The organism is Paenibacillus sp. USDA918EY, assembly GCF_009870825.1.
In the GTDB taxonomy this organism is placed as follows: domain Bacteria; phylum Bacillota; class Bacilli; order Paenibacillales; family Paenibacillaceae; genus Paenibacillus_AQ; species Paenibacillus_AQ albilobatus.
This window is the reverse complement of sequence record NZ_WTWY01000002.1, coordinates 168,617-194,945: the sequence shown is the minus strand read 5'-3', so window position 1 is coordinate 194,945 and position 26,329 is coordinate 168,617. Positions and strand designations below refer to the sequence as shown.

The window sequence follows — 26,329 nt, the reverse complement described above, 5'->3', positions numbered from 1 at the left end:
TGAAAAATTCGGGAACGAGGAAGGTGCTTAGGAATGTCACACGAGCAAATGCAACAATGTATCGATGCGTGTTTGCAGTGCATGGTCGCCTGCAGCATCTGTTACGATGCTTGCCTGCAGGAAAGCGATATCGGCATGATGAGAGACTGCATCCGCTTGGACCGCGAGTGCGCGGATATGTGTGAGCTTGCAGCCAAATCCATATCCCAGGGAAGTCCTTTTGTAAGGGAAATATGCGCTTTATGCGCCGATATTTGTGACGCGTGCGGCAAAGAGTGCGCAAAACATACGCATGAGCATTGCCGACGCTGCGCGGAAGCTTGCGTAATGTGCGCGCAGACATGCCGGAGAATGGCGGCTTAACGTGCGGGAAGGAAAGGTGGAATCGGCTTGGCGGCGCAGCGCTCCATGGTTACAAAATAGTGCTTATATGACATGAAAGTGCGTACTTCGCAAGGCGGAATTTTCGTTGCACAATAGGAGCATATCAAGCACAGCCAAAAAGGAGCTGAGTTGCCATGAATCACCCATCTGTCCACCAAGAACGAAAAGTCGCGCTGGTCGTCGGCGCCAACGGCGTCATCGGCCGCAACCTGATCGATTATCTGAAGACGCTGCCGGATTGGGATATTATCGGCGTATCCCGCAGGGGAGGGGAGAATACCGAACGGGTCCGCTACGTGGCCGCCGACCTGCTGGATCCGGAGGATACGCGAAAAAAGCTGGGAGGTTTGTCCGAGGTTACCCATCTGTTTTACGCGGCTTTCCAAGACCGTCCGACCTGGGCGGAGCTTGTCGCGCCGAATCTGGCTATGCTGACGAACAGCGTGGAGGCCGTCGAAGCGGCCGCTCCGGGCTTGCGGCATATCAGTTTGATGCAGGGATACAAAGTGTACGGAGCGCATTTGGGTCCGTTCAAAACCCCGGCCCGGGAAACGGATGCCGGCCATATGCCGCCCGAGTTTAACGTGGATCAGCAAAACTACCTGGAAAAGCGGCAGCAAGGGAAGTCCTGGACTTGGTCGGCGCTGCGCCCCTCCGTCGTTGCGGGATTTGCGCTCGGCAATCCGATGAACCTTGCGATGGTGATCGCGGTATATGCTTCCATCTCGAAAGAGCTGGGCATCCCGCTCCGCTTCCCGGGCAAGCCGGGGGCATATCACGCCTTAATGGAAATGACGGATGCGGGGCTGCTCGCGAAAGCGACGGTGTGGGCCGCGACGGATCCGCGCTGCGCCAATCAGGCTTTTAATATCAATAACGGGGACTTATTCCGCTGGAACGAAATGTGGCCGAAAATCGCCGGTTACTTCGGTCTCGAGACGGCTCCCCCGCTGCAAATGTCGCTGGAAGTCGTCATGGCGGACAAAGAACCGCTGTGGAATGAAATGGTGAAGAAGTACGGACTTGCGCCGCATGCCTATCAGGAAGTGTCCTCCTGGCGGTTTGGCGACTTCGTTTTTTCCTGGGACTATGACTTTTTCGCCGACGGCTCCAAAGCCCGCCGTTTCGGTTTTCATGAATTCGTGGATACGGAAGAGATGTTTATGGGCATTTTCGACGAATTGCGCCGTTTAAAAGTTATTCCATAAAAAACAATACGAGACTACAAGACAAGAGGCCGTTCCCAAGCGGATTTCATCCGGGAACAGCCTCTTGTGATGTTTACTGCGCGGCTTCCAGCTCGGGGCTCTGCAGGACGGTGGCTTTGCCGTCGTATTTTTGTTCGATATGGGTGTCGCCCCATCGGCACATCATGTACAGGATCTCTTTGAGCGTCCAACCGTATTCGGTCAGCTCGTATTCGACTTTGGGCGGCACCTCGTTATAGACGATCCGGGATATCACGCCTTCCTCCTCCAGTTCCCGAAGATGCTGCGTCAGCATTTTTTGGGTGATGGAGGGAATCAATTTCATGAGCTCGTTGTTGCGCTTTTTTCCGAATGTCAGATGAAAAAGGATCACGGGCTTCCACTTGCCGCCGATCACCTCAAGCGTTGCTTCCACCGCCGTATTGAATACTTTTACGGGTTCTTCCATGCATAACGCCTCCCACCGATCGGAGCATGATAAATCCAATATAGCATGAAAATGACCTTTTATGGCGGGATCCCCCGTACCGGGATTGCGTTTTTTTACCGAGTCGATGGCCTCGGCCCCTGAATCGGGACACGAAACCTTGGGGGTGGAACTTTAAAATGAAAGAATGAGCGTAGAACGCTGCAATTTTTGAATGAAATCTATTTGACCGTATTTGAATGAATATGACTCTTTCCCAGCAAAATCATTACTATGAACTTTAAACACCAATATATCAGAATTAGGTAAATAGACCCATTGGTACCATATAACTATTACAAAAATATGGAATTTTATCGATAAAATAGGTGAGTTTATTTTTCCAAAGAAGATAAATTCAAGTAACATAGAATGAAATCTTCTTTAATGGTAAAGGAGGAGTATTATACTCAATGAAGTGGAAAAAAGTATTTATAGTTACTCTTGTGGTCATGTTATTTCTGAGCATTCATTCGAATCCGATGTATGCAGTCCGAGAAACGACTGCAGCTTCAAAGATTAGCGCATTATCTTCTAATTTGGCTGAAACATTATTCGAGTCCCCATCTTTATCGCCAGATGAACAGTCGGGAGAGGACCCCTCAACAAAAACAGGTGAACAAGATGAGGAGCCTTTACTCGAAGATCCAATAGTTGATCAGCCAGAAGGAGAGGCTACTTCACCGTCGCAGTCACAGACAGATGCCAACAATATTGATGAAAACGAAATATCGCCATTGGCAGTAGATGACATCACTCTTGTCATGTATCCTGGAGAGTCGTATTCATTTACCAATAATGGAAGTAAGTCGGTTTCCATCAGTACTGACGCGTCATCTACAAAAGATAACCGATATGACTATGTCACCTTTAATGTTGATGGATCCATCGTCAGCACGTATATGGATCACAGTAGTTCTTTCTCAGTCTTTTCAGGGTATACAGCAGTTATGACCGCTACCGGTTCGAACCCGATCAACTTGAAATTAAAACCAGAAATCTCCTATTCGGTTTCACCCGAGCCAGCTTTAAACCGTGTTCTTTTGTCATTTGGGGAAAGTTATCGTTTTGTGAATGAAAGCTCCAAAATCCAAGATTTGTTAAACGATTCATCTCCCACCAAAGGTAAATTATTTGATTATGTCATTTATAAAGAGAATGGCGATTTACGTACGGCTAATTTTGAAGCTAACGGAACACCAAGTGTTCCTAAAGGTGAAGAAATCATCTTAACGGGAGCTGGGCCTGAACCTGTTGTTGTAGCAATGCCAACTCAGTATTTCAGAGGTGAAGTGAGTGACGAGCCCGCTTTTGCTCGAGTGACAATTAATCAAGGGGAAAGCTATCGATTTACGAATATTGGAAATACCCAGAAGTCAATTTCAAGTAACGGATCTACCAAGGACAAATTCGATTATGTCATTTACAATCCGGATGGGACGGAGAGTAAGCGAGGAAGCAATACATCCACAAAACCGATTGTAGAAGCCGGCAAGTACTGTGTTTTAACGCAAGTAACAGAAAATCCGGTAATCTATGGAGTACCTTATCGCCTTTTTGATGTCCGCCCTGCCGATGGGGATGCCATTAGCAGAATTACAGTGTACCCTGGGGAGTCTGTCATATTTCATAACAATGGCTCATTAAGCAATCCGATAATAAGTGATATAAGTTCTACAAATGGCCGGTTGATTGATTACGTAATCTATAAATCAGATAACTCCATTTATTCCAGAGGCTTTAATAGCACATCCAAACCGTATATTCCTTCACTTGGTTACGGAGTTTTTACCGTAGCTGGTATGGTTCCTGTAATTTTTGACTATACGGATGATTTTTCGGTTGAATATTCTGCTGACCCTGCGTTCCACCGAGTAACATTAAATAAAGGGGAAAGTGTGACCTTTAAGAATATTAGCGATACACGTGTTTTTTTGAATAGCGATGCTTCTACTACATATCAGCGACTGTTTGATTATGTAACCTACTATCCGGATGGAACAGAACGCAGTCGGGGTAAAGCAACTGCAGTAAATCCTGTGGTCGAATCAGGTAATAAAGCCGTAGTAACAGGTGTATCGGATATACCCGTTACGATGGGGGCGGTGTATACTGCTTTCGAAGTAGAGGATCGGCCGGATGAAGCGATTAGTCATATTACCATCTATCCAGGAGAATCCGCAATCTTTCATAATGGAGGATCCAGATCTCATCCTATCAAAAATAATGCTAGCAAAGTCGGTGGAATTTACGATTATGTCATGTATAGGGCCGATGGTAGCAAGTATTCGGATAGTTTTAATCAAAGCAACAGCGGCCCTTACATCCCCGCAGGAGGGGATGCTGTGGTAACAGTTGTTGCCGACCAGCCTATCGTATTTGACTATGTGGATGATTTTACTGTGCAAAGCAGCAATGAACCGGCTTATTTAAGGGTGACGCTTAATCGAGGAGAAAGCTATTCCTTTACAAATGTAAGCAGCGTTCAGGAAGGCTTGGATAGCAACGCCTCAGTTACTAAACAACGATTATTCGATGACGTGGTTTATAAAGTGGATGGAACCGAACGAAATCGACATCAAGCTACCGCTAGCAATCCAATTTTGCAGCCAGGAGAAAAAGTAGTCGTTACAACTGTATCCGACAATCCGGTGACCTTTGGGGCCATTTATCGCTCTTTCCGTGGAGGCGACGACTCCGGAGAGCATCTCATCCGGACGACAATTAGTCCCGGGCAGTCTTATATGTTCACCAATTCTAGCTCCAGATCGCTTAATCTCGAGAAGATGGGCGGCACGAATCTTATTGTTGATTTTGCGGTATATGATCAAAAAGGTATCTTGTCCTCTGATGGTTTTGGATCATTATCGTCTCCTCGCATTTCCTCGGGCGGAGAAGCGATCGTAACAAATGTGTCTGCTGAAAATGTAGTATTTGAGCATTCCGATGTTGTAAATGCCGAAATTTCCTCAGAACCAGCTTATCATCGGATAACTTTGAATAAAGGCCTTAGCTATCAATTTAAAAATATTGGCAGTCAAAATAAATCATTAGAAAGTGATGCTTTACCAGCAAATAACAAACGCTTTGACTATATCGTATATAGGGCAGATGGAACGGAGAAAAACCGGGTTAACGATACGATTACAGCACCTATTGTCTATGTTGGGGAGCGCGCAATCATGACAAGTGCTTCGGATTCACCTGTAACTTTCGGTGCTGTGTACAGACTTTTTGAAGCCATCCCAATCGAAACGCCGTCAGATAATCAAGTAACGATCAGGCAAGGGCAAAGTTATGTCTTTAAGAATTTAGGTACGACCGAAGCGACGATTGGAAATGATGCTTCTTCTGGGAAAAACGTCGCTTACGATCTGGCCGTTTATAACGGCTCAAACCGAGCGGTCGAAGCCAATATGAACGGTGCTTCTCCAACTGTGAAAATTCCACCTGTAGGTTCAGCGGTAGTGACAGTCACTTCGGTAGAGCCGATTACCTTTCAGTTTCAAAAGCCAGTGACTGCCGAACTTAGTACAGAACCTGCATTAATTAAAAAAACTGTAGCAGCGGGTCAAAGTGCTGCATTCCATAACAAAACTTACTATGAGGGAACCATACTAAGCAATGCAGTATCAGGAGCAAACAACTTCTATGATTTCAAAATATTAGACGCCAAACAAAATATATTGAAAACTGGAGAGCATGTTTTCGGGAACCAATCCGTCCCGGCCTCTGCAGATATTCAGCTTTATAATACTTCATCGGCATCCATTGATTTTGGTGGTCCTTACCGTATTTTTACGTTAGGGGAGATTGAAATGGTGTTTATCGACTTGATTGATACCGTTGAACAACAAGTCCCAGAACGTAAGGCTGAAGCCGTTTATTACCGGTTTAAACCATTCTTCACTGGAACATACCGTTTTGCCGTTAAAGAAAAAGGTACAACTGATGAAACACCTCAAATGGTTCTTTTTAACGACCAAAAAATGACAGAACAGCTTATATCCTCTAAAGATGTGGAACAAAATTACGGAAAAGAATACACGACAATGGAGTGGGTATTGGAAGCTGGACGCTATTATTATCTCAAACTCGATGAGAAGGATGGAAAAGCACTGAATGCCGCAATTAAAGCTTCAAAAATGAATAAGCAGGAAAAAAGCGTATATGAGTACGGACAGTCTGACCAGTTGACCAAAATTACGCTGTTTACAGGAGATCAGATTCTTTTCGAATATGACAAAAATGGCAATTTGACAAGAAGGACAAAAAATATATTCCCATATTTTAAATAACCGTTTCATTACGAGTTCATTAATGGGGAATTTTCTTGGGGAACAAACACTAAATATATCAAATTGCAGGAGTGATGATGGTTGAGAAGGTTATACGTGATACTGCTATCTTTAACAATTCTATTTGGTCAGTTTAGCGGTAGTGTCTACGGAGAGCAAGCGAAAGTTCAAACCGGAGAAGAAACGCAAGCTTCTTCTCCGGTGATTACAATAAAAAGTTTGCTTGAAGGTTACGGCAAAGAAGAATCATGGTTAGATCAGCAATTGGCTTCCGGATATTCTTTGTACCTGATACACAAAGCACTAGAAGCGGAAAAAAACGGGGGAGTTACGGCCGAGGCGTGGCTGGCACAACAAAAGGTTGATCCACCGGTCATTGGAGACACGGAGGTCACAGCAAGGACTGAGGAATCTTCGAACAAGGAAGATAAGGAGCCAAATGCAAAAAACGATGCACAGGATACAGGCATCAAAAGGTCTACTGCATTGGAAAATTCCGTGGACGAAGCTGCGTTGAAACATGTGGATTTGCAGGATGCTTCTTCCCTGTATTTGAATGCATATGGTGAAGAGGCAATCGCAACCGCTACTGGTGATGTCCAGATAAGCAATGTGGACATGACCCTGCCGGGATTGATTCCTTTTGATCTCGTTCGAACATATGACAGTTCCCGGGCCAACGAACAAATTGGCGTACGATTTGATGAAGGAAGCGGGACATACCAAAACGAATCCTCTGTCCGGAAAGAGGAATTGATGTCATCACTTGGACGGGGGTGGCGCTGGGATCTTCCTTTCATCACAAATCGTGCAGGATCACGGCAGATTTATATTCCTTCAGTAGGTACCTATAACCTGTCAGATTCCTTGAAGTTGGAAGGATACGGATGGAATGACTTGACAATCTTGACGGATACTTCGATTACGGTTGACGGTATCTCGAGCGCTTACCGGCTTTCTGTACTGAATGGGTATGATTACTTCTTTAGCGGGGAAGGCAACTTGCTCCAAATAAAAGACGGGTACGACAACCATGTTGATTTTAAATATACAACGATAAATGGAGTATCCGTTCTAAAAGAAATTTCAAATAATGAAGGCAACTCGATCGGCTTTTCTTATGATAGTCTTACGGTTACGGTTCAGCAAAAGGGAACGGATCGTAAAATAGTATATGAAAAGACGCCAGGCGAGTTCACTATATTAAGCAAGGTCACAGATTCGTTAAACCGTTCTACTAGATATGTATATTCCATTCAGAATTCACGATTTAACTTTTTGCCTGGTTTATCAGGGGATTTCGAGAAGCAGGGCGTAAATCGAACCGCTCTGTTGGTACAGATGATATCTCCCTCGTCTGCGGCTTTGGAATTGAATTATGAGACATCGTTAAAAAAAATCGGGTCATCCGCAACCGAATACGTATTTAAAGTACGAAGCCGAAAAAATACGTACAGCACGACATCCGGTGAACAGATTCTAAGAAATGTTACCTTGGCTTATTCCGGGGAAGATTTGAACTCCTACGGCCAATCTGCTGATTGGACCACAACGGTCCAAGATGGAAGAGTCAAGGAAGTATACAATTTTTCCAAGTCTTTTGGCGGAGACAATCAGCCTGAATTACTGCGTTTAAAGCAAAATCTTCAGGAAGGTGACGGATACTCCTACAAGACGAGCTACACTTATGATGAAAAGGTAAACCGAAATACCCCTACACAGGTAGAGGAATCCAAGGAGCAATCGGGTTCAGCTTCAGAAAAGCTTGTGACCACATATGCGTATGACGATACTGGCCTGATAACTTCCGCTAAGCTTAGTACGGGACAAGAGATAAACTATAATTATAAGACTTCCGCAGCTCCATATCATTGGAAATTGCCTCTGTGGACAGAAGTAAAAGTAAATGATACGTTAAGACGGATTACCCAATACAGCTATGATCCAAAAGGAACGGAAACCCAAGTTGTTGTTAATAATGGTTGGGCCGGTTTATTGCTAGCTCAAACAGATCGGGTCGTGGATAGTAAAGGCAGAATCATAAAGACCACAACCAAAGATGAGACTAACGATATACAGTCGTCATTTACGTATGAATCTCCTTATGGAAGCTATTTGCCGAGTTCCCGTTCCATTATTGTGCATGATGCGCTTTCAAAAACGGAGACGGTCACAGACAAATTCGACTATACTTCGGCTGGACAGCTCCAAACGCTAACGGACGGTTCTGGACAGAAACAAACTTATGAATACGATGCTGGTGGCAGAGTGACCAAAATCCTTTTTAAGGATGGAACCCAAGCTACCACTGCTTATGACGATTTCAACAACCGAATTACCCGTACCGCTCCAGACGGAATCATAACCAAAGAACAATATAATCCCTTTGGCTTGCTTGCGGAAGAACAAACAGCCGATTCTGTCTATAAGTATACGTATGATAATGAAGGGAATATCACGTCCTCAACGGATGCGGAAAACAATATAACTAAATATGACACTGATGCTTTTGGGCACTTGACCCAAACGAATTACGCTGATGGTACAAGCAGTAACGTTACTTATAATGTCGTGGAACGTACCACAACCTATACGGATGCGGCAGGAAATAAAATCAGAGAAAAAAGGGATTTGCTTGGGCGTCCGCTGGCAACAGAAGAGTGGAAAAATGGTGCGTTTACACCCTTAGAAAAACGGGAATATGATTTAGCTGGCGACGTTACGGCTGTAATTGATGGTAATGGGCAGCGTACTCAGTACACGTACGACGCGCTTGGAAATATATCAACCGTCACGACTCCGGATCAACGTGTTTTCCGTTATATGTACAGCAAAACAGGTAATTTGACGAGCATCATGTTGCCGACCAATGAGACCGTGTTCAAACAACATGATGAATTGGGGCGGTTAATCAAGGAAACGGATTCGAAAAGACAGACAACTACTTATTTCTATGATCAACGCAGCAATTTGGTCAAACTGATTGACAGACAAGGCCGTGCGACCGAATATACCTATTCCAACGATGATATGTTGACAGGCATCAAAGGTCCAGATATTTCGGTAACCTATACGTATGATGATATGGGTCGCAGAAAATCAATGACGGATGAACATGGCATCACCTCATACAATTACTCGGCTGCGAACGGAATGCTGCAAAGCTTGAGTTACCCGGACGGGACACGGATCGATTATGAAAATAACAAGCAGCAGCGAATCGGCTATTCTGTGACGGGGTCCAAAGATGCAGCTTTACAGGTACGCAGTGAATTGGATAACATGAACCGGGTCATTGCCATGGACGTTACGGTAGGCTCGGGAGGCAGCGGATTCAGAGCGGCAGCGGCGTCCCCGCTGGATCGAATGACATTCGACTACGGCGCCAACAGTATGCTGAAAGGTCAATCTTTCGGCAACGGTTTACGGACAGGATACGAATATAACGGTTATGACTTATCCGGAATGCAGATTCAACAGAACGGCAAAACGCAGCACCAATTCGGATATACGTATGACAATAACAAAAACATCATTTCACGAACTCAAAACGGCGTAACTGATCAATATACGTACGATCCGTTAAACCGGATCAAAAGCGAATCCGGCAGCCAGAACGAAACATATTCCTATAATGCAAACGGCAACCGAGTGGACCATGGCAGCGGGAAAATTTATGGACTTAAAAATGCCGAGTATACCTATGACAGCCAAAACAGACTGACGCAGGTTCAGGGGGAAGGAAAAAAGGTAACCTATCGCTATGATGGAGATGGACTGCTATACGAACGAACTGAAGGTGATGAAACAACCCGTTATTATTATGACGACGAAGCCAAGCTGATTGCCGAAGCCAATGTTTCCGCATCCGGCAAACCGGAGACAACTTACATTTATGTCTACGACCTGAACGGAGAACTCAAGTCACGACTCGACAAGAAAACCGGAAAACTCCAATATTACCAGCTGAACGGCCATGGGGATGTCATTGGATTGGTGGATGCTGACGGTAATACGCTGAATAGCTACACTTACGATATCTGGGGCGGTCCGCTTACCGAGGAAGAAACAGTCCCGAATGTGCTGCGTTATTCAGGCGAATATTGGGATAATACAACAGGACTACAATATCTGCGGGCGAGATGGTATGACCCTGGAACGGCACGGTTTATGGGTGAGGATACGTATAAAGGGGAACTATCCGACCCGCTTTCGTTGAATTTGTATACGTATGTTGCGAATAATCCGTTGAGTTATGTGGATCCGAGTGGCTACGATCCTGAGTTTGGTTCAACTGCTTATGGGACCTATGTCCATCAACAACTTGGTTTTATATTTAAACTGGTTAATTATTTAGGAAAAGAGGTCGCCTTTACAGAGCAAAATGTTAAACTAGTTAATGGGAAAAATGGAAGACTGGATTACGCATTACAAGTGTCGGAACATAGGTTTGAAATATATGAGCTTAAGCCGGTATCATGGATGAAAGAAAAAAATCCGGAACTAAATGCTTCAGCTCATGATCAGCTGAATGGGTATATTAATGGTATTAATATGAATGGCTTTAGAGGTGATTCCAAAGCAAGGGCAAAAGTCGGAACGACATGGAATCCGAATGGGCTGGTTATGATGAGCCCATTCAACCCAAAAAAAGAAATAGTCATTTACAGTAATTATGCATTAGAGCCGGGCATGTTATATTATGGGGAAAGGAACAAACAAAGTAAAGAAAGTGTACCTGAAGTAGATCCTAAGACGGTATGGGATAAGATTAAGGACTTTTTCTCAGCGGAATATTATCCGACTGATGGAGTGCCTGGGCCACATGGGCTTCCATCTCTTGGAGGCGGAAAAAAGAAAAGTGGAGGATTTATTCCATTTCCTCCAGGTTTACCAGTGATCCCTGTCCTATAGCAAAAGGAGACTTATGATGAGAATATCAAAGTATATTGAAGAGATTTTAGTTGATAAATTCAAAGAATTCGGCTTCGAATATCAAAAATCACCTGCTCAGTGGCTTTTTGTACGTTCATCGAATGGATATAAAGAGTTTATTGAGATTGATAAAAGTGATTGGATTAAAAATGCGATACGTTGTAATTTGTATGTTCAGAGCGGAGCATCAACGAATACCATTTATTTAGTAAATGACAAGGTCGATGTATGGACACCTCGCTTTAGTGATCTAGAATCAATTATAGAAGAATTTGGTGAGATTGCTGATGGATGGCATCGCTATAGTGATATAACATCACTTAAAGAAGAATTGCACAAGATTTTAGTTATCGTTGAACAATTCGGGATGCAATGGTTTGAGCAGAATCCTCCTGAGAAATTTCCCGAAGATGATAATTTTTTGAATCCGTCTTGGAAACCTAAGTTGGAGAGATTTATACAAGCCCATGAAATTGATCTTCACGATGCCAACTCACTGTTCGTTTTGGACAGGTTGATTAAACAAGGTGTTTCTAGCGAGGAAATTCCATCAATAAGCTTCTGTTTCGGCCAAATTATCATCAACACTTTTGGAGGAGAATGGGACTACGATATCATTGATGGCCCCTTTATAAAGAATATCGCTGGAGTTCCAAACTATATCCGGAGTTCTTATATTATGGTCAAAGAGGTGATCAGTCTTAAAGATACCACAATTAAGGAAATGTTTGATGAGATAGTAATTATTGTTAAAGAGATAGAAAAGAATAGGAGATGATCCCCGTATAAAGTTTCAACATAAGTTTACATTTGAGAGTTGAAGTAACCTCCGAAAATTTAGTAAATGACAAGGTCGATGTATGGACACCTCGCTTTAGTAATCTAGAATCAATTATAGAGGAATTTGGCGAGGTTGCTGATGGATGGCATCGCTATATAAACATCACTTAAAGAAGAATTGCACAAGGTGAATTCCTTTCCTTAAAAACGAGTATGGTTTGAATAGTTTATCCACAATGTAGTGTAACAACTCCATGTGGATTTTTCTTTTCCAATTCGTGTGAACTCCTTAAGTTGGTCTATTCTTGATGGCACTTGACTTATAAACCAGTTGAAATGAGTTTTAGCAAGTTTTTTACTTAGTTTAGCGTAATCTTTAATAGCTACAGGTGGTTCCATAAGCCGATATAACAAATTCACTCCTATTACTTAAATACCTGTTCTATAACATAAAGAATATAATTTTGATTCAAAAAGTTTATATATACTGCATCCTGCGCTTGGTTCATTTTGACTTTTGGAAAAAAGTTAATTTGTATCAAGCTGTTGCATTAGATATAGCTATCTACTTTGGTGATTTATTAAAAAAATAATCCGAAAATTGATTAGGGGATAATTTTTACTCCAAATCATTTGCAAGTGTTAATCGTGGTACTAAGAGGGTTAAAAATCGACTCAATGGATGTTATACGAATCATGTTTAATCAGGTAAGCGCTAGTTGTTATGGCTCTCTTGGTATATGGGTTGAGGTGGCCTGATATCGATACAACCGTACTTGACTATCTGTGGAGCGATAGGCCACTAACCGCTACCAACGGACACTCGTCGACCGAAGGAAAAACTATACCATGAAAATAATGGTGAAGGAGATGGTTGATTTGAGAATCTTGGAATTTGTGGATAATCAAAAATTTTATTTTTGATTATTTTGGTAGAACGTTGAATTAAAACTATGAAGGGCTGAAGAAAAAAATGGATGCAAACAGCTTGAAACTTTTTGGGGAGAGGGAAAGATCATTTGAAAAGGCTATAGTGGGATTTTGGGAATATACAAATTGTTGGAAGGAAGAGGAACCTTTTGAATTTCACCAAGCATTTAAAACTATGGATACATCTGAAATATCATTAACAAAAGAAAAAATTGCTCTTGTAATTAATTATCGTTTTGACGAACCAGTTGAGTATATCCAAACAACACTAAATGTTTTCTTGGATGATCGATTAATAGCACATTATCATTACCTTCAGCATTTAAATGGTGACATTATGGATGATATTTTAAGTTTTGTTTAGGGTCAAGGGCAGGATGGACAATTTGATTAAACAAGGATTTCTGATTCCATCAATAAGCTTCTGTTCGGCCAAATTATCATTAATTCTTTTGGAGGAGAATCGGGCAGGCGTCACATGGCGATCGCTGGTGCGGATCAAGACCGAAAAACATCGATTATTAACAATAATAAGCGAACTAAAACAAAGCTAAGGGCATGCGTCCGGTACTGTACCGTACTCATGCCCAAAAAGCCATCTAATAATATAACCTGTCTAACTTTTTGGGGTCACTCCGTTTTCCGGCCGTTTTTTTTATTCTTTTGGAGCATCCTCAAAATTTCGAGCAGCAAGACGTTTAAACTGATCCACACCCCTCCAAAAACGTACCCTGCAACCACGTCGCTTGGAAACTGCGTACCGAAATAGACGCGGCTCGTTCCGATCAGCGCGCATGCCAGTATGACGATTAGGGTTACGGGAATCGCCACCGCGCTTTTGCCCGCATGACGGAGCAGCAGAAAGGCGGAAAAGCCGTAGATCGTCACCGCTGTGATCGTATCCTCGCTCGGGAAGGTGTTGATCCATTGATGGCCGAAAACGACCGGGCCGGGACGATGGAACAACGCGCGCAGCCCTTCATCAAGCAGCTCGCCTCCGACGAGAACCCAAAGGAAAAACGACAGCTCCAGCAGCTTTTTCCGGGATTTGAACAATACCCATAACGCCGTCACCAAGATCACGGAAGCATAAAGAACGTCGGAGCCCAGCACTGCGAAAAATTCCATCGGCTGCCGCCACTCCGGGCCGAATAGCGTGAGGATAATGTAGGAAGCAATCTCGTCGAATTGGCTGAATTCCTGCGCCAAAAAGTCCTGAATGAGCCCGAGCATCAATGAAACGCATGTCACAAACACCACAAACGCGACCAAAACCAGAAAGCGGACTTTGCCCAGCGAGTTGAAATGGCGTATTCCCTTTTGAATTAGAGACAGGATCGATTCCAGCAAACGTTGTTTATTTTTTCGGTATATATAGATCAAGGCGCCCAATACAGCGGACAAAATCCCGAATATAACCATATAACGGTTTACGGTTTTGTGATACATCTCCCACTTGGGGCCAAGCACTCTTCCGAGCGAAATGAACAGGCTGACCCAAAACACCGCGCCGGGTAGCGCATATACCGCGTATTTTCTGAACGGCATCCGGGTGATCCCGCAAAAATAACCGGTGATATGCCTGACGCCGGGGATAAAATATACGACAAACAGCAGTTTGTTTCCGTATTTCTCGAACCAGCTGGTCATTTTGGCAAGCCGTTCTTCTCCCAAATGGATGCGTTCGCCGTATTTGGTTACGAGCGTATTGCCGAAACGGTAGCCGATCCAATAAGATAACGTAACGCCGGCAGATACACCCAAGCTCGCCGCAACGATGCTTAACAGCCAGTTCAATTTTCCTTCAAAGACAAGCAAACCGGTGTAGCTCATCATCATTTCGCCGGGAATGGGCAGAGCGAGCATCTCTAAAAATAAGGCCGTAAAAATCAGCGCGTAACCGTAATGCTCAAGCCAAGAAGTCATGCTTACCATGGAATGCCCTCCTTTCCAGTAGTTTGCTCGGAGGATCGTCATTCCATCCGGACAGGAAGGCGAAAAGGGCGGAGTGTTCTTACATTTTTTTGGGTATACAGGGGAATGGATTTATTATCCATATATAGTTAAAATGAAGTTGTTCATCCGAAAAAATTGGGGGATAACCTTTATGAAAAAAAACCAACGGGGCATCCTAAAAAATTTTATTTACCTTGTTTTTATTGTCGCTTTTTTCGCATTAGGAAGTATGTTAATAGAAAACCATCTTGAGCAAGTAAAAACAACCTATCGCTTTAGTCCTGTATATGTGACGATCGTCTCCATCGTGTTTTTTGGAGGCATTGGCGTTTTGCTGGGCCTTGGCGGCATGGATCGGCGAACTGAGGGAACGATATGGATCGATAAATCAAGGTTGTTGTTGCTGACTTTACCCTCTCTGGTCGTTTCTTTGAGTTATGTCTGGGTGTATCTAGGTTTATTTAAATGGAATCCATCGATCGCTGCATATATCGCAACAAATCATTACATTGTTATCGTTTCCTGCATCATTATGGGGCATTCTCTGATCGCTAGTTTTAGAAAGCAACCCATCCGTCACTAAGTCCGGTTCGTTCTAGTTGCACAGGGATGCCTTTTTTAACTAACCATAGGCTCTTGTTGCTTTGTTCATGTTACGGGTATGAATTGAGCAAACGGGCGAAAAAAAATAACAGCACCCTCGAATTGGACGGAGAGGTGCTGTTCATTATTTAATATTCACCTTTAATGACAAAAAACGACCCCCGGATGGTTCCAGCCAGTTTGGATTTCTGCCGGGCAAACTTAAAATTCCCTAACTCCTTTGGTACCTCCATTCCCTCCGAAAGCTTAAAACCAACCGCCCGCTTCTTCGGGTCATCCACCGTATACATGACATTGAGGCCAAGGCCATCCTCATAAAACACGTAAGTAAATTGGATGTTTTCCAATTGAAAACGCGACGTTTCCAATGGTTTGGCCGCAAACTCAATCCCACGTTCTTCTTTCAAAATCCGGTTTACATAGTCAAGGGTCTCTTGGCTTTCGCTAGCGGGTACAACCGTAAATTCATGATTGTATTTGTTCATCAGGTAGCGGGCTTCATTCGCACGCAAACCGGCAAGCGCTTCCGCTACGGGTGAAGACTCCAAACCAACCGTAGATACATTTTTAAAATCAACGACATAGGACATTTCGATTCCTCCTTTTAGGGTTCAATATTATTTTCTAACCACAGGAATCCACATTTCGCCAAAAACGTGGTCATTTCGCTGACCCATCTCAACCGTCGCATTTGGTCCGCCGACATAGGCAAAATCCTTTACTTCCGGCAGGACTTGACCAAAGGCAATGCCGGCAAGCGTGTTACTCAACTCTTCGGAAGTCTTCGCTTCTCCTTTAACCACGAGGTATTCCCCCTTAGGGAATTGAATGATTCTCGATGCTTCGGGTAGCGATGCCTCCGTCATGACGCCGGCATAATACATCATCTTGTTATTCACCGCTTCGTTCACGGCAAAAATGTAGTTGTTTGCGGCGATGGATTTTAAAGTGTCCAGTCTTCCGTCTTGTTCGACGGCAGACCAAAAGTCCGCCTTTTCCTTGTTTATGCCGGCATAGTCCGTGTAATGGCTTTTAAGCTCCGTACCAATGCCCAAAACGGTAAAGCTGTCTTTTTCTTCAATCGTATAGTTTGCCATATTCAAAACCTGCCTTTTCTTAAAATTAGTGTTTTGTTCTTTCACTTGGTTTTATCATAGCTTTAAATCATGTCAAAAAATGATACTGTTTAGGACCCGATAAAAAATAAGTTAACAACCGCGCCCAATTTAACCCGCAAAAAATAAACTCATAGAAATAGGATCTAGTTCTTTTATCATAATCTAGTAAAACAGCTTTAACACACTCGCTAAGTTGTAAACGGGCAGGCTCACGCTAATTTTTTATCTTCCCCATGTCACAAATCAAAACCTTACATTGTTATATGGGCAAAACGTAAAAGGAGTGTTGCGGGAATGGCGATTAAAGAATTATTCGACCAAGCGAAGGAAGACTTTATCGCTACCAACAATTGCTGCCGGATATTAAGAAACTTGGCGGCCAACTGATTGCCGTTTCTCTGCAAAGCCCTGACAACTGGCTGTCGAATAAGGAGAAGGAAGAGTTGACCTTCCAGGTGCTGAGCGATTTGAACGGCGGTGTCGCCGACAGGGCCGGCGGCTTTTTTGGTCGGCTGCCTTTTTCTTAACTAACGGCAGGTTTGATTGTATTTATTAATACGCAATGTTAATCTAAACGATAGAGATGCAAACAAAGGAGCATAAACCTTATCATGTGGATTACTCTGTAAAGATTAACAGTTCGAAAAGATGCCTGTAATAGTGACTACACTATTTTATTAGGCATGCTTTTCTTTAATCTTACAGGGTATGCAGGGAAAGGTGTATCAAAACCCATTCTGCGGATACCTGATGGTATCCGCTTTTAATTTTCGTGGGAAACCGCATCTCTATTGATTCTTACCTGCTTCCCCTCCTAATTGCGAATGGAGGAACTATATCATGAGATCTAAGTTAGTCTTGATTGAAGGATTACCAGGATTCGGGAAAACAACAACCGCCCGACTAGTTCATGAAATTCTTACGGAAATGAACATTAAATCTCAGCTGTTTTTAGAAGGAAATCCAGAACATCCTGCTGATTATGATGGAGTCGCCTTTTTTAAGAAAAATGAAATCGATGAATTACTGAGTACCCATGAAAAGTTTAAAGATTTGTTAAGTAATTGTATGATTAAACACGGTAACGATTGTTTTCTGGAATATCGGAAATTAAAAAACGAATACGAGTCAAGTTTGCCGGAAGAATTGCTACATGCAGTTTTCAAAAATGATGTTTATGAATTGTCACTTGATCTAAACAGGAAACTGATAACAGAGAGATGGAAGAAGTTTGCGGAGAGCGTTTTGAATGGTACGGACACCTTTGTTTTTGATTGTTGTTTTATACAAAATCCTGTAACCATCGGAATGATTAAACATGCCGCAAAGAAGGAAGACGTTATAAGTTATGTTCTAGAACTGGCAACAATTGTGGAGCGACTAAATCCATTGTTGATTTACGTGGAACAGAACGATCTCGAACATTCTTTCAGAAAGGCCGTAAAGGAAAGACCTCAAGAATGGTCAGAGGGGTTTATGGAATATTATACAAGCCAAGGGTATGGAAAAAAGCAGAGTTACAAAGGATTAGATGGAACGCTGCAGGTTCTTAAGGCAAGAAGGGAATTAGAAGAAGAAATATTTAATGGCGTAAATATAGCTAAGAAAAAAGTGGACAATTCTTCATATGATATTAGCGAACATAAGCAAGTTTTAGCGGGGATTTTATCAGCATATTTTAGCTCAACAAACTAACGAGAGTCTATTACGCTAATAGGAACGATAACACAATATAGACAGTTGAAGGCAGCCGGCCTTATTTGGTCGGCTGCCTTTCTTAATTTACGGGCGGCAGGATTCCCATATAAAAAAGGGTCGTCCCATATTCGATAAATGGGTAAGAAAAAAACGAGTGCAGGAGTGATGGGCTGACCGCCTTTACGGAACCATGCCGATGAATTTGGTTGCTGCCGAAGAGATCGGCAGGTTGCGCATGATCATGATCCCCACCTTGGAAGGAGGGATCTCGACATCCAGCTTGACCTCAAACAGCGAACCTTCCTTCAATTCCTTGGACACGAATTCGCGCGTTACATAGGAAATGCCGAGCCCCCTGCGCGCAAACTCGATGAGCAGGTCGACGCTGCCCACTTCGATATCCGGCTTCAGCTCATGCCCGTATTTTTCGAAAAGCTCGTTGATCGCCATTCTGACCCGGCTGTTGCGCGAAAACAAGATGATGGGATATTCCATCAGCTCTTCCATGGTCATCGTTTGCCCTTTCAGCTCGGCGTAACGCTCGCCGGCGACAAAGCAGTCCTGCAGCTCGGTGCTTTCGGTGACCTCCAGTTGAGAGTCCACGATCGGCATCCGCACGACCCCGAGGTCGATGCGCCCTTCCTTCAGGTACGAGATGACCTCCGGCGTCGTGCCATGCTTCAAGTGCAGCTTGATGCCCGGATAACGAACGTGAAAGTCTTCCAAATACGGAAGCAGGTAATGCTTGAACAGCGAATCGCTGCCGCCGATGCGAAGCTCGCCGCTTTCGAGGCTTTTCAGCGCCTCCATTTTTTCTTCGGCCAAGGTGATGAGAATTTGGGACTGCTCGATATATGAAAAAAGAATTTTTCCTTCCTGTGTAAGAGAGACGCCTTTGGCGTTCCGGTAAAAAAGGGTGAGGCCAACCCGTTCCTCGAGCTGCTTGATGGCATGGCTGACGCTGGGCTGGGTCAGGTACAAGGTTTTGGCCGCTTGCGTCAGGCTGCCCGTTTTGGCCGCCCAATAAAACACTTTGTACAGCTCGTAATTGTTGGTCATAGACATGATCTATATCTCCTCAGAAATATATTAATTATGTGTATGGTACTTATTTGTATTATAGTGAATCCAAGACATAGAAACCAGAGTTGGGGGCGGCGAATCTTGTCCCGAAACTCTGAAGGAGGGAGAAATCAAAATGAATCCTACCACTTTTGTATTGTTTGGAGCCACCGGGGATTTGGCCAAGCGCAAAATCTATCCGGCCTTATATCATTTATATATTCATGGGAAACTGCCGAAGTCTTTTGCCGTGATCGGACTCGGGCGCAAAGAGCTGACCGACGAGACGTTCCGCGCGCATGTCAAGCAATCCTTGCATGAGTTTTACCGGCTGGACGTGAAGGAAGACGACACCCTGCGGTCCTTTTTGGATTTGTTCGGGTTTAACATTCTGCATATCGATCGCCTGGAGCATTTTGTCCAATTAAAAGAACGGGTGGAAAGCTGGGAAAATGGAGCGGGAGGAGCGGCCAACCGGCTGTTTTATTTGTCGGTCGCCCCGAACTTCTTCGGCACGATCGCGACCCAAATCGAGCAAAGCGGGCTCGGCAGCGTAACCGGCTGGAAACGGCTCATCATCGAGAAGCCCTTCGGGCATGACCTCGCTTCGGCGCGGGAACTCAACAGCCAACTCAGCCAGGCGTTTACCGAAGACGAGATTTACCGGATCGACCATTACCTCGGCAAATCGATGGTTCAACGGCTTGAAGCGTTCAAGCAGGCGAATCCGGTCATTCAGGCGTTGTGGACCAGCCGTTATATCGCCAACGTCCAGATTACGGCCGACGAGACGGTCGGCGTCGAAGACCGCGCCGGGTATTACGACCAGGCGGGAGCGATTCGGGACATGTTCCAGAACCATATGATGCAGCTGCTCATGATGCTCTCGATCCATGTGCCGAACACCAACGCGACGGCCGAGGATATCAGGCTGAAGAAAAAGAACGTGCTGGAAGCGCTCGAGCCTTTGGCGCGGCAGGACGTGCATACGCGGATCGTCCGGGGACAATATGCCGCAGGAGCCATCCAAGGAAAACCGGTTCAAGGGTATACGTCGGAACCCGGCATTTCGCCCGATTCGAAAAACGATACGTTTATCGCCGCCAAGCTGAACATCGACAACTATTACTGGCGGGGCGTTCCGTTTTATATCCGGACGGGCAAACGCCTGAAGTCCAAAAATACGCGCATCGTGGTCGAATTCAAGGAACCGCTCCGCTCTTCGGCCGCTGCCGAGGATACGAGCGTGCCGAATCTGCTCGTTTTCGAAATCGGACCGAACGAAGGCATCACGCTGCAGCTTAATACGAAGGACCCGAACCATAAAGGCGAATTCAAGCCGGTTCATATCGACATGTTCCCGGACCGCATCGAAGGCCAGGAAGCTTACGAAACGCTCATTGATGACGCGCTGAACGGCGATTCGACGTTTTTCGTCCATTGGGATGAGGTCGACTTGTCCTGGCAGTGGGTGCAGCCGATCCTCGAAGCGTTTGAAGCGGGCGAAGTGCCGCTTTATCCGTATGCGGCCGGTTCCCACGGTCCGGAAGCCGCCAATGCGCTGCTGGCTCAGGACGGATTCCATTGGTGGTTCGACGAGCCGTCCGAACATGAGGCGGCAAATGCGGAAGAAGGGCGGAAGCCTGTCGAGCATGTCACGGCCAGCTGAGCCGGGCTAACAAGGCGTTTTTAGCAGTAAATGACGAAAACAAAACTCATGGGAGGTTGTAATTCATGAAATTTTTTATTGATACCGCGAATCTGCAAGACATTCAGTCGGCCTACAAAATCGGGGTGCTGTCCGGCGTAACGACAAACCCTTCCCTGGTCGCCAAGGAAGGCGTGAAATTCGAGGACCGTATCGCTGAAATTTGCCGGGCGGTTCCGGAAGTCGAATCCGTTTCCGCCGAAGTGACGCCGGATGCCGAAACGGCCGAAGAGATGATCGCGCAGGCCAACGAGCTGATCAAAATCAACGGCAACGATCCGAAAATCACGATCAAGCTGCCGATGACCCTTGCGGGTCTGGAAGCCTGCCGTTATTTGTCCCGCAAAGGGGTCAAAACGAACGTCACGCTCATTTTTACCGTCAACCAGGCGCTGCTTGCGGCCCGTGCCGGCGCCACGTACGTATCGCCTTTCCTGGGACGGCTGGACGACATCTCGGAAGACGGCGTACTTTTGGTAGACAAAATCGCGCAGCTGTTCCGCGCGCATAACCTCGACACGCAAATCATCGCCGCCTCGGTCCGCCATCCGGACCACGTGACCCGCGTAGCGATGGCGGGAGCACATATTGCGACGGTGCCGTTCTCCGTCATTGCGCAGCTTGCGAAACACCCGCTGACCGACCAAGGCCTCGTCAAATTTGCGGCTGATTGGAAAAACAGCGTTCAGTAACCGGTAAAGAGACATAGGAGGAGAAGAGAAACGATGAGCAAACAACAGATCGGAGTGGCCGGACTCGCCGTCATGGGCAAAAACCTGGCCCTCAACATGGAAAGCAAGGGTTTCTCGGTCGCTTTATATAACCGTTCCCCTGAAAAAACGAAGGAACTTCTGGCGGAAGCCGAAGGCAAAAACTTCGTCGGCACGTTCAGCATCGAGGAATTCGTGCAGTCGCTTGAGACGCCGCGCAAAATCATGATGATGGTCAAAGCGGGTCAGCCGACCGATGCGCTGATTGAGCAGCTGGTACCGCATTTGCAAGAGGGAGACATTCTGATTGATGGCGGCAACGCCTATTTCCCGGACACCGAGCGGAGGTATAAGGAGCTTCAGGCCAAAGGCATCCGGTTTATCGGAGCCGGGGTATCCGGCGGGGAAGAAGGGGCGCTCAAAGGTCCTGCCATCATGCCGGGCGGGCAGAAGGACGCCTATGAATTGGTGGAGCCGATTCTGACAGCCATCTCTGCAAAAGTAAACGGAGACCCATGCTCGACTTACATCGGCGAAGGCGGTTCCGGCCACTACGTTAAAATGGTGCACAACGGGATCGAATACGGCGACATGCAGCTCATCGGGGAAGCGTACCACCTGCTGAAGGATGTGCTGGATCTTGGCACGGAAGAACTGCATGACATCTTTACGGAGTGGAACCGGGGCGAGCTGGACAGCTATCTGATCGAGATCACGGCGGATATTTTCTCCAAAAAGGATCCCGAAACCGGCAAAGCGATGGTCGATGTCATTTTGGACGCCGCCGGGCAAAAGGGGACGGGCAAATGGACGAGTCAAAGCTCCTTGGATCTGGGCGTACCGCTTTCCATCGTGACCGAATCGGTATTTTCCCGCTTTTTGTCCGCGATGAAGGAAGAACGCGTGCAGGCCAGCAAGGTTCTGAGCGGTCCCGAGAAAACTCCGTACACCGGCGATTCCAGAGAGTTCATTGAAGCGGTGCGCAAAGCGCTCTACGCGAGCAAAATCGCTTCGTATGCCCAAGGCTTCGCCCAACTGCGATCCGCATCCGAGGAGTATAACTGGAATTTGAACTTTGGCAGCATTGCCATGATCTTTAGAGGGGGCTGCATCATCCGTGCCCGTTTCCTCCAAAATATCAAGGAAGCCTACGACAAAAATCCGGATCTGAAAAACTTGCTGCTCGACGATTATTTCGGCTGGGTCGTGAACAACTATCAGGAAGCCTGGAGAACCGTCGTGTCCATCGCGATGCAGCGCGGGATCCCGGTTCCGGCATTTGCATCGGCCCTGGCCTATTTTGACAGCTACCGTACGGAGCGTCTGCCGGCCAACCTGCTGCAAGCCCAGCGCGACTATTTCGGAGCGCATACGTTCGAGCGCGTCGACAAGGAAGGCACCTTCCATTTTCAATGGATGGAGTCTGCTGAATAAGCGCTATTAAGCCAATAAAATAACCCCGCAAAGCGGGGCCTTGGCTTCGAAGCTGATTCAGGTATTTTGCGGGGAGCCCCGAAATTTATGAACCCTATAATGTTAAAAAAGGCAATCTCTTCGGTCTGCCCTGACAGAACCGTATAGAGATTGCCTTTTTGCTATTAGAACCGGATGACTCCCGTCGTGTGCAGAAGCACGAGAACCACGAGAATCGGTGCGATGTACCGGAGCGTGAACAGCCACACCCGGAACCATGCGGATTTGAGTCCCGCCGCCTCCGCGGCGTTTTTCCAGAAATACCCCGCAAACAGCGTGGTGATCAAACCGCCTACCGGAAGCAGAATATTCGAAGCGATAAAATCGAGCCAGTCAAAAAAGTTTTTGCTGCCCATGTGCGTAAAGGCCGGCACGATGCCGAAGGACAAAGCCGAAGGCAGGCCGACAAGCAGCACCAGCACCGAGATGATCAGAACGGACTTCATGCGGCTCCAGCCCCAGCGATCCATCGCAAAGGAGACGGGAACCTCGAGCAGCGATACCGCCGACGTCAGCGCGGCGATCGCCAGCAGAATGAAAAATATTCCGCCGAAAAACGCGCCGAAAGGCATGGCCGAAAAGGCCGCCGGCAGAGCGATGAACACGAGGCTCGGTCCGGAGTCGGACGCAATCCCGAAGGAAGCGGTCGTCGGGAAAATGATGAGCCCGGCAACGAAGGCGTAAATCAGGTCGCCTGCCCCGATGGCGATCGTCGCCGCGCCGAGCGATTGACGCTTGTCCACGTAAGCGCCGTACGTCAGCAAAATACCCATGCCCAGTGATAGAGAGAAGAAGGCATGTCCAAGCGCAACCAACGCGGATTCGGTGGTTAATTTGGAAAAGTCGGGTTTCAGGAAAAACGCTACGCCTTCGCCCGCACCCGGCAGGGTGACGGCACGGATCATCATCACGATCAGCAGAATAATCATGCCGGGGATGAGGATCTTGTTGAATTTTTCGATGCCTCCGGAAATCCCTTTAACCACGACAAAACCCGTGATCGCAATGGCGATGACTTGCCAGACGATCGGCATATAGCCGCCGATAAAGCCGCTAAATTGTCCACTGAAATCCGTATTGCTGTACAAATGCCCGCTGAATGATTGCACCGCGTAATGAAGCGTCCAGCCCGCCACGATGACGTAGAAGGTCAAGATCAGAAACGGGGCAATGATTTGCAGCAAGCCGAGACGGCCGAAAATTTTGGAGCCGCCGGCTTTGACGAACGAGGTGGCCGCGCTGCCCCTGCCGGCTCTGCCGATGGCCAATTCGGCCAGCAGCACAGGCAAACCGATGACGATCAAGCAGACGATAAAAAGAAGAAAAAAAGCTGCCCCGCCATATTTGCCCGTAATGTACGGAAACTTCCACATGTTCCCGAGACCCACGGAGCTGCCGATGGCGGCGAGGATAAACCCTGCCGAAGAAAAACGATCGTTTTTTCCTGCTGCCGCTGGGTTTTTTTGTGGTGTTGTCATAGATGTTCCCCCAGTTTTATTTTTGAAAGTTCTTTTTATTATATTGTATTTTGCGTTCAATGGCATATGAAAATGTTCGTGAACCTCTCTCCAATAATTTTTTGGAGAGCTTCTCGCTTCATTGAGCCGGCTATTTGCCGCACTCTCCACAAAGGCTAGTTCCTAGCCCAGCATGTCTTTACGACACGTTTGATTGTTGCACTGCCCGCTTGAGAATATTTTTGGCGGCATTTACATCACGGTCACATTCAAAGCCACAGGTAGGACAACGATGTGTCCGCACTGCCAATGTTTTCTTTCCTATTTCATTACAGTTGGAGCATTGCTGACTTGTGTTTCGTGGGTCAACCAGAACAACACGTTTACCAGCACTTTCAGCCTTGTAAGTTGTGAAGTGTACCAGTTGATTCCATCCTGCGTCTGTAATGCTCTTTGCCAGATGATTATTTTTCACCATGTTTGTGATTTTTAAATCTTCAAAGGCGATCAAATCATAGCGATTAATCAATTGGCGTGATACATGGTGTGCATTATTTTTGCGTTGATTTGCAATATGTTCATGTTTCTTGGCAAGAAGTGCCAAGGCCTTTTTTCGCCTCCTTGACCCTTTCATGCGTCTGGATACGATACGCTGTAATCTCTTAAGCTCCCGCTCGCTTTTACGCAAATACTTAGGCGCATCATGAAAATCACCATCCGATGTAACCGCCAGATGTTTCAAGCCCAGGTCAACACCGACCACTTTCCCTGTCGGCAATCCTCCCGCTTCAATTTCGCAAGATAAGCATACGTAGTATCGTCCATTTTTGGCCACCACTGTACAGGTCTTGATCGTACCCTTTATTTGTCGATGCAATTTGATTCGAACGGTTCCAACTTTGGACAGTGTGATGTATTTACCTTCCAGTGAAAAACCTGATTGTGGGTATGTGAAGCTGTGATAACGATTCTCTCCTTTGAAACGAGGAAACCCTGCCTTTTCATTACGTTTCAATCGTCTGAAAAAAGCTTTATAAGCTTGATCCAAACGTTCGACTACGTTTTGCAAAACTTGAGAGTGAACACTTCTATACTCTTCGCATTCCTTTTTAAGTGTAGGCAGCTCTTTCTTTTGAGAGTAGAAAGTTAGAGATATGCCACGCTTTTTGTATGCCGCCATTCTTTGTTCAAGCAAAGCATTATAGAGTCGGCGGCAATACATGAGTGTATCCTTTATTGTTTCCCGCTGTTCTTTTGTTGGCTCAATACGGAACTTATACGTGCGTAGCATGAGGATCTCCTTTCTTTTGAATATCGATGTACTTACGAACGACACCTTCCCAAAACTGCGATTAGAAACCACTAAAGCTTTTCCTGCTCGATTTCTTGAAAAAAGGTCTTTCTAGTAGCATTTGGCTTGGGAAATGAGCGCTTTCCTTTGATTTTTGACAAACCAGACGATTTGATTCGAGCATGTTTTATAGTAGATTTCTTATACATAAAGTATAGTTTAGTAGGCTATTTATATCTATTTTTTTGATAT

The 26,329-nt window shown here is 45.7% G+C and carries 19 protein-coding genes; 12 read left to right on the top strand and 7 right to left on the bottom strand.

The features are described 5' to 3' along the window. Window positions 1-33: 33 nt before the first annotated feature. Complete coding sequence (locus GQY55_RS05130) at window positions 34-363, top strand: four-helix bundle copper-binding protein (RefSeq protein ID WP_160038872.1); 330 nt, start codon at window positions 34-36, stop codon at window positions 361-363. A gap of 155 nt (window positions 364-518) precedes the next feature. Further along, a complete protein-coding gene (locus GQY55_RS05125) occupies window positions 519-1,592 on the top strand; it encodes an SDR family oxidoreductase (protein ID WP_160038870.1) in 1,074 nt (357 codons plus the stop codon). Window positions 1,593-1,665: 73 nt separating this feature from the next. On the opposite strand, the gene GQY55_RS05120 is transcribed toward GQY55_RS05125, so the two are convergent. Then, window positions 1,666-2,040 (bottom strand): winged helix-turn-helix transcriptional regulator, encoded by a 375-nt coding sequence (locus tag GQY55_RS05120; RefSeq protein ID WP_160038868.1) that lies wholly within the window; start codon window positions 2,038-2,040, stop codon window positions 1,666-1,668. Between the two features lie 431 nt (window positions 2,041-2,471). Here GQY55_RS05120 and GQY55_RS05115 point away from each other — a divergent pair, with 431 nt between their 5' ends. The 4 genes from GQY55_RS05115 to GQY55_RS05100 all read left to right on the top strand — a co-directional run bounded on the left by GQY55_RS05115 (window position 2,472) and on the right by GQY55_RS05100 (window position 13,365). Beyond that, the gene (locus GQY55_RS05115) at window positions 2,472-6,356 is read left to right on the top strand and encodes a hypothetical protein (RefSeq protein ID WP_160038866.1); all 3,885 of its coding nucleotides are present in this window, start codon (window positions 2,472-2,474) and stop codon (window positions 6,354-6,356) included. Between the two features lie 96 nt (window positions 6,357-6,452). Next, window positions 6,453-11,270 carry an RHS repeat-associated core domain-containing protein gene (locus GQY55_RS05110; protein ID WP_160038864.1) on the top strand — a complete coding sequence of 1,606 codons (4,818 nt, stop codon included), beginning with the start codon at window positions 6,453-6,455 and terminating at the stop codon, window positions 11,268-11,270. A gap of 16 nt (window positions 11,271-11,286) precedes the next feature. Further along, the gene (locus GQY55_RS05105) at window positions 11,287-12,069 is read left to right on the top strand and encodes a hypothetical protein (protein WP_160038862.1); all 783 of its coding nucleotides are present in this window, start codon (window positions 11,287-11,289) and stop codon (window positions 12,067-12,069) included. Between the two features lie 975 nt (window positions 12,070-13,044). Then, a complete protein-coding gene (locus tag GQY55_RS05100) occupies window positions 13,045-13,365 on the top strand; it encodes a hypothetical protein (protein WP_160038860.1) in 321 nt (106 codons plus the stop codon). 266 nt (window positions 13,366-13,631) lie between these two features. Here GQY55_RS05100 and GQY55_RS05095 read toward each other — a convergent pair whose 3' ends face one another. Next, window positions 13,632-14,936: a bifunctional DedA family/phosphatase PAP2 family protein gene (locus tag GQY55_RS05095; RefSeq protein WP_160038858.1), complete on the bottom strand. Its 1,305-nt coding sequence runs from the start codon at window positions 14,934-14,936 to the stop codon at window positions 13,632-13,634. A gap of 172 nt (window positions 14,937-15,108) precedes the next feature. Here GQY55_RS05095 and GQY55_RS05090 point away from each other — a divergent pair, with 172 nt between their 5' ends. Then, window positions 15,109-15,540, top strand: a complete 432-nt coding sequence (locus GQY55_RS05090; protein ID WP_160038856.1) for a hypothetical protein — start codon at window positions 15,109-15,111, stop codon at window positions 15,538-15,540. 148 nt (window positions 15,541-15,688) lie between these two features. On the opposite strand, the gene GQY55_RS05085 is transcribed toward GQY55_RS05090, so the two are convergent. Next, entirely contained in the window at window positions 15,689-16,150 is a 462-nt protein-coding gene (locus GQY55_RS05085; RefSeq protein WP_160038854.1) for a phage tail protein, read from the bottom strand. Window positions 16,151-16,177: 27 nt separating this feature from the next. Then, entirely contained in the window at window positions 16,178-16,657 is a 480-nt protein-coding gene (locus GQY55_RS05080; protein WP_160039795.1) for a GyrI-like domain-containing protein, read from the bottom strand. A 329-nt stretch (window positions 16,658-16,986) separates the two neighbouring features. Here GQY55_RS05080 and GQY55_RS05075 point away from each other — a divergent pair, with 329 nt between their 5' ends. After that, the gene (locus tag GQY55_RS05075) at window positions 16,987-17,205 is read left to right on the top strand and encodes a peroxiredoxin family protein (protein WP_160039793.1); all 219 of its coding nucleotides are present in this window, start codon (window positions 16,987-16,989) and stop codon (window positions 17,203-17,205) included. Window positions 17,206-17,518: 313 nt separating this feature from the next. Continuing rightward, window positions 17,519-18,373: a hypothetical protein gene (locus GQY55_RS05070; protein ID WP_160038852.1), complete on the top strand. Its 855-nt coding sequence runs from the start codon at window positions 17,519-17,521 to the stop codon at window positions 18,371-18,373. A gap of 183 nt (window positions 18,374-18,556) precedes the next feature. Here the strand turns inward: GQY55_RS05070 and GQY55_RS05065 are convergent, their stop codons facing one another. Next, on the bottom strand, window positions 18,557-19,435 hold the full coding sequence (locus GQY55_RS05065) for a LysR family transcriptional regulator (protein WP_160039791.1): 879 nt from the start codon (window positions 19,433-19,435) through the stop codon (window positions 18,557-18,559). Window positions 19,436-19,574: 139 nt separating this feature from the next. On the opposite strand from GQY55_RS05065, the gene zwf reads away from it, so the two are divergent. From zwf to gndA, 3 genes are all read left to right on the top strand, one after another. Next, a complete protein-coding gene (zwf, locus tag GQY55_RS05060; protein WP_160038850.1) occupies window positions 19,575-21,107 on the top strand; it encodes a glucose-6-phosphate dehydrogenase in 1,533 nt (510 codons plus the stop codon). Between the two features lie 65 nt (window positions 21,108-21,172). After that, complete coding sequence (gene fsa / locus GQY55_RS05055; protein WP_160038848.1) at window positions 21,173-21,838, top strand: fructose-6-phosphate aldolase; 666 nt, start codon at window positions 21,173-21,175, stop codon at window positions 21,836-21,838. 33 nt (window positions 21,839-21,871) lie between these two features. After that, window positions 21,872-23,290, top strand: coding sequence for an NADP-dependent phosphogluconate dehydrogenase (gndA, locus tag GQY55_RS05050; protein WP_160038846.1), 1,419 nt, complete (start codon window positions 21,872-21,874; stop codon window positions 23,288-23,290). A gap of 164 nt (window positions 23,291-23,454) precedes the next feature. Here gndA and GQY55_RS05045 read toward each other — a convergent pair whose 3' ends face one another. Beyond that, window positions 23,455-24,807 (bottom strand): sodium-dependent transporter, encoded by a 1,353-nt coding sequence (locus GQY55_RS05045; RefSeq protein ID WP_160038844.1) that lies wholly within the window; start codon window positions 24,805-24,807, stop codon window positions 23,455-23,457. A gap of 178 nt (window positions 24,808-24,985) precedes the next feature. Continuing rightward, entirely contained in the window at window positions 24,986-26,077 is a 1,092-nt protein-coding gene (locus GQY55_RS05040) for an RNA-guided endonuclease InsQ/TnpB family protein (RefSeq protein ID WP_160038842.1), read from the bottom strand. Window positions 26,078-26,329 lie beyond the last annotated feature (252 nt).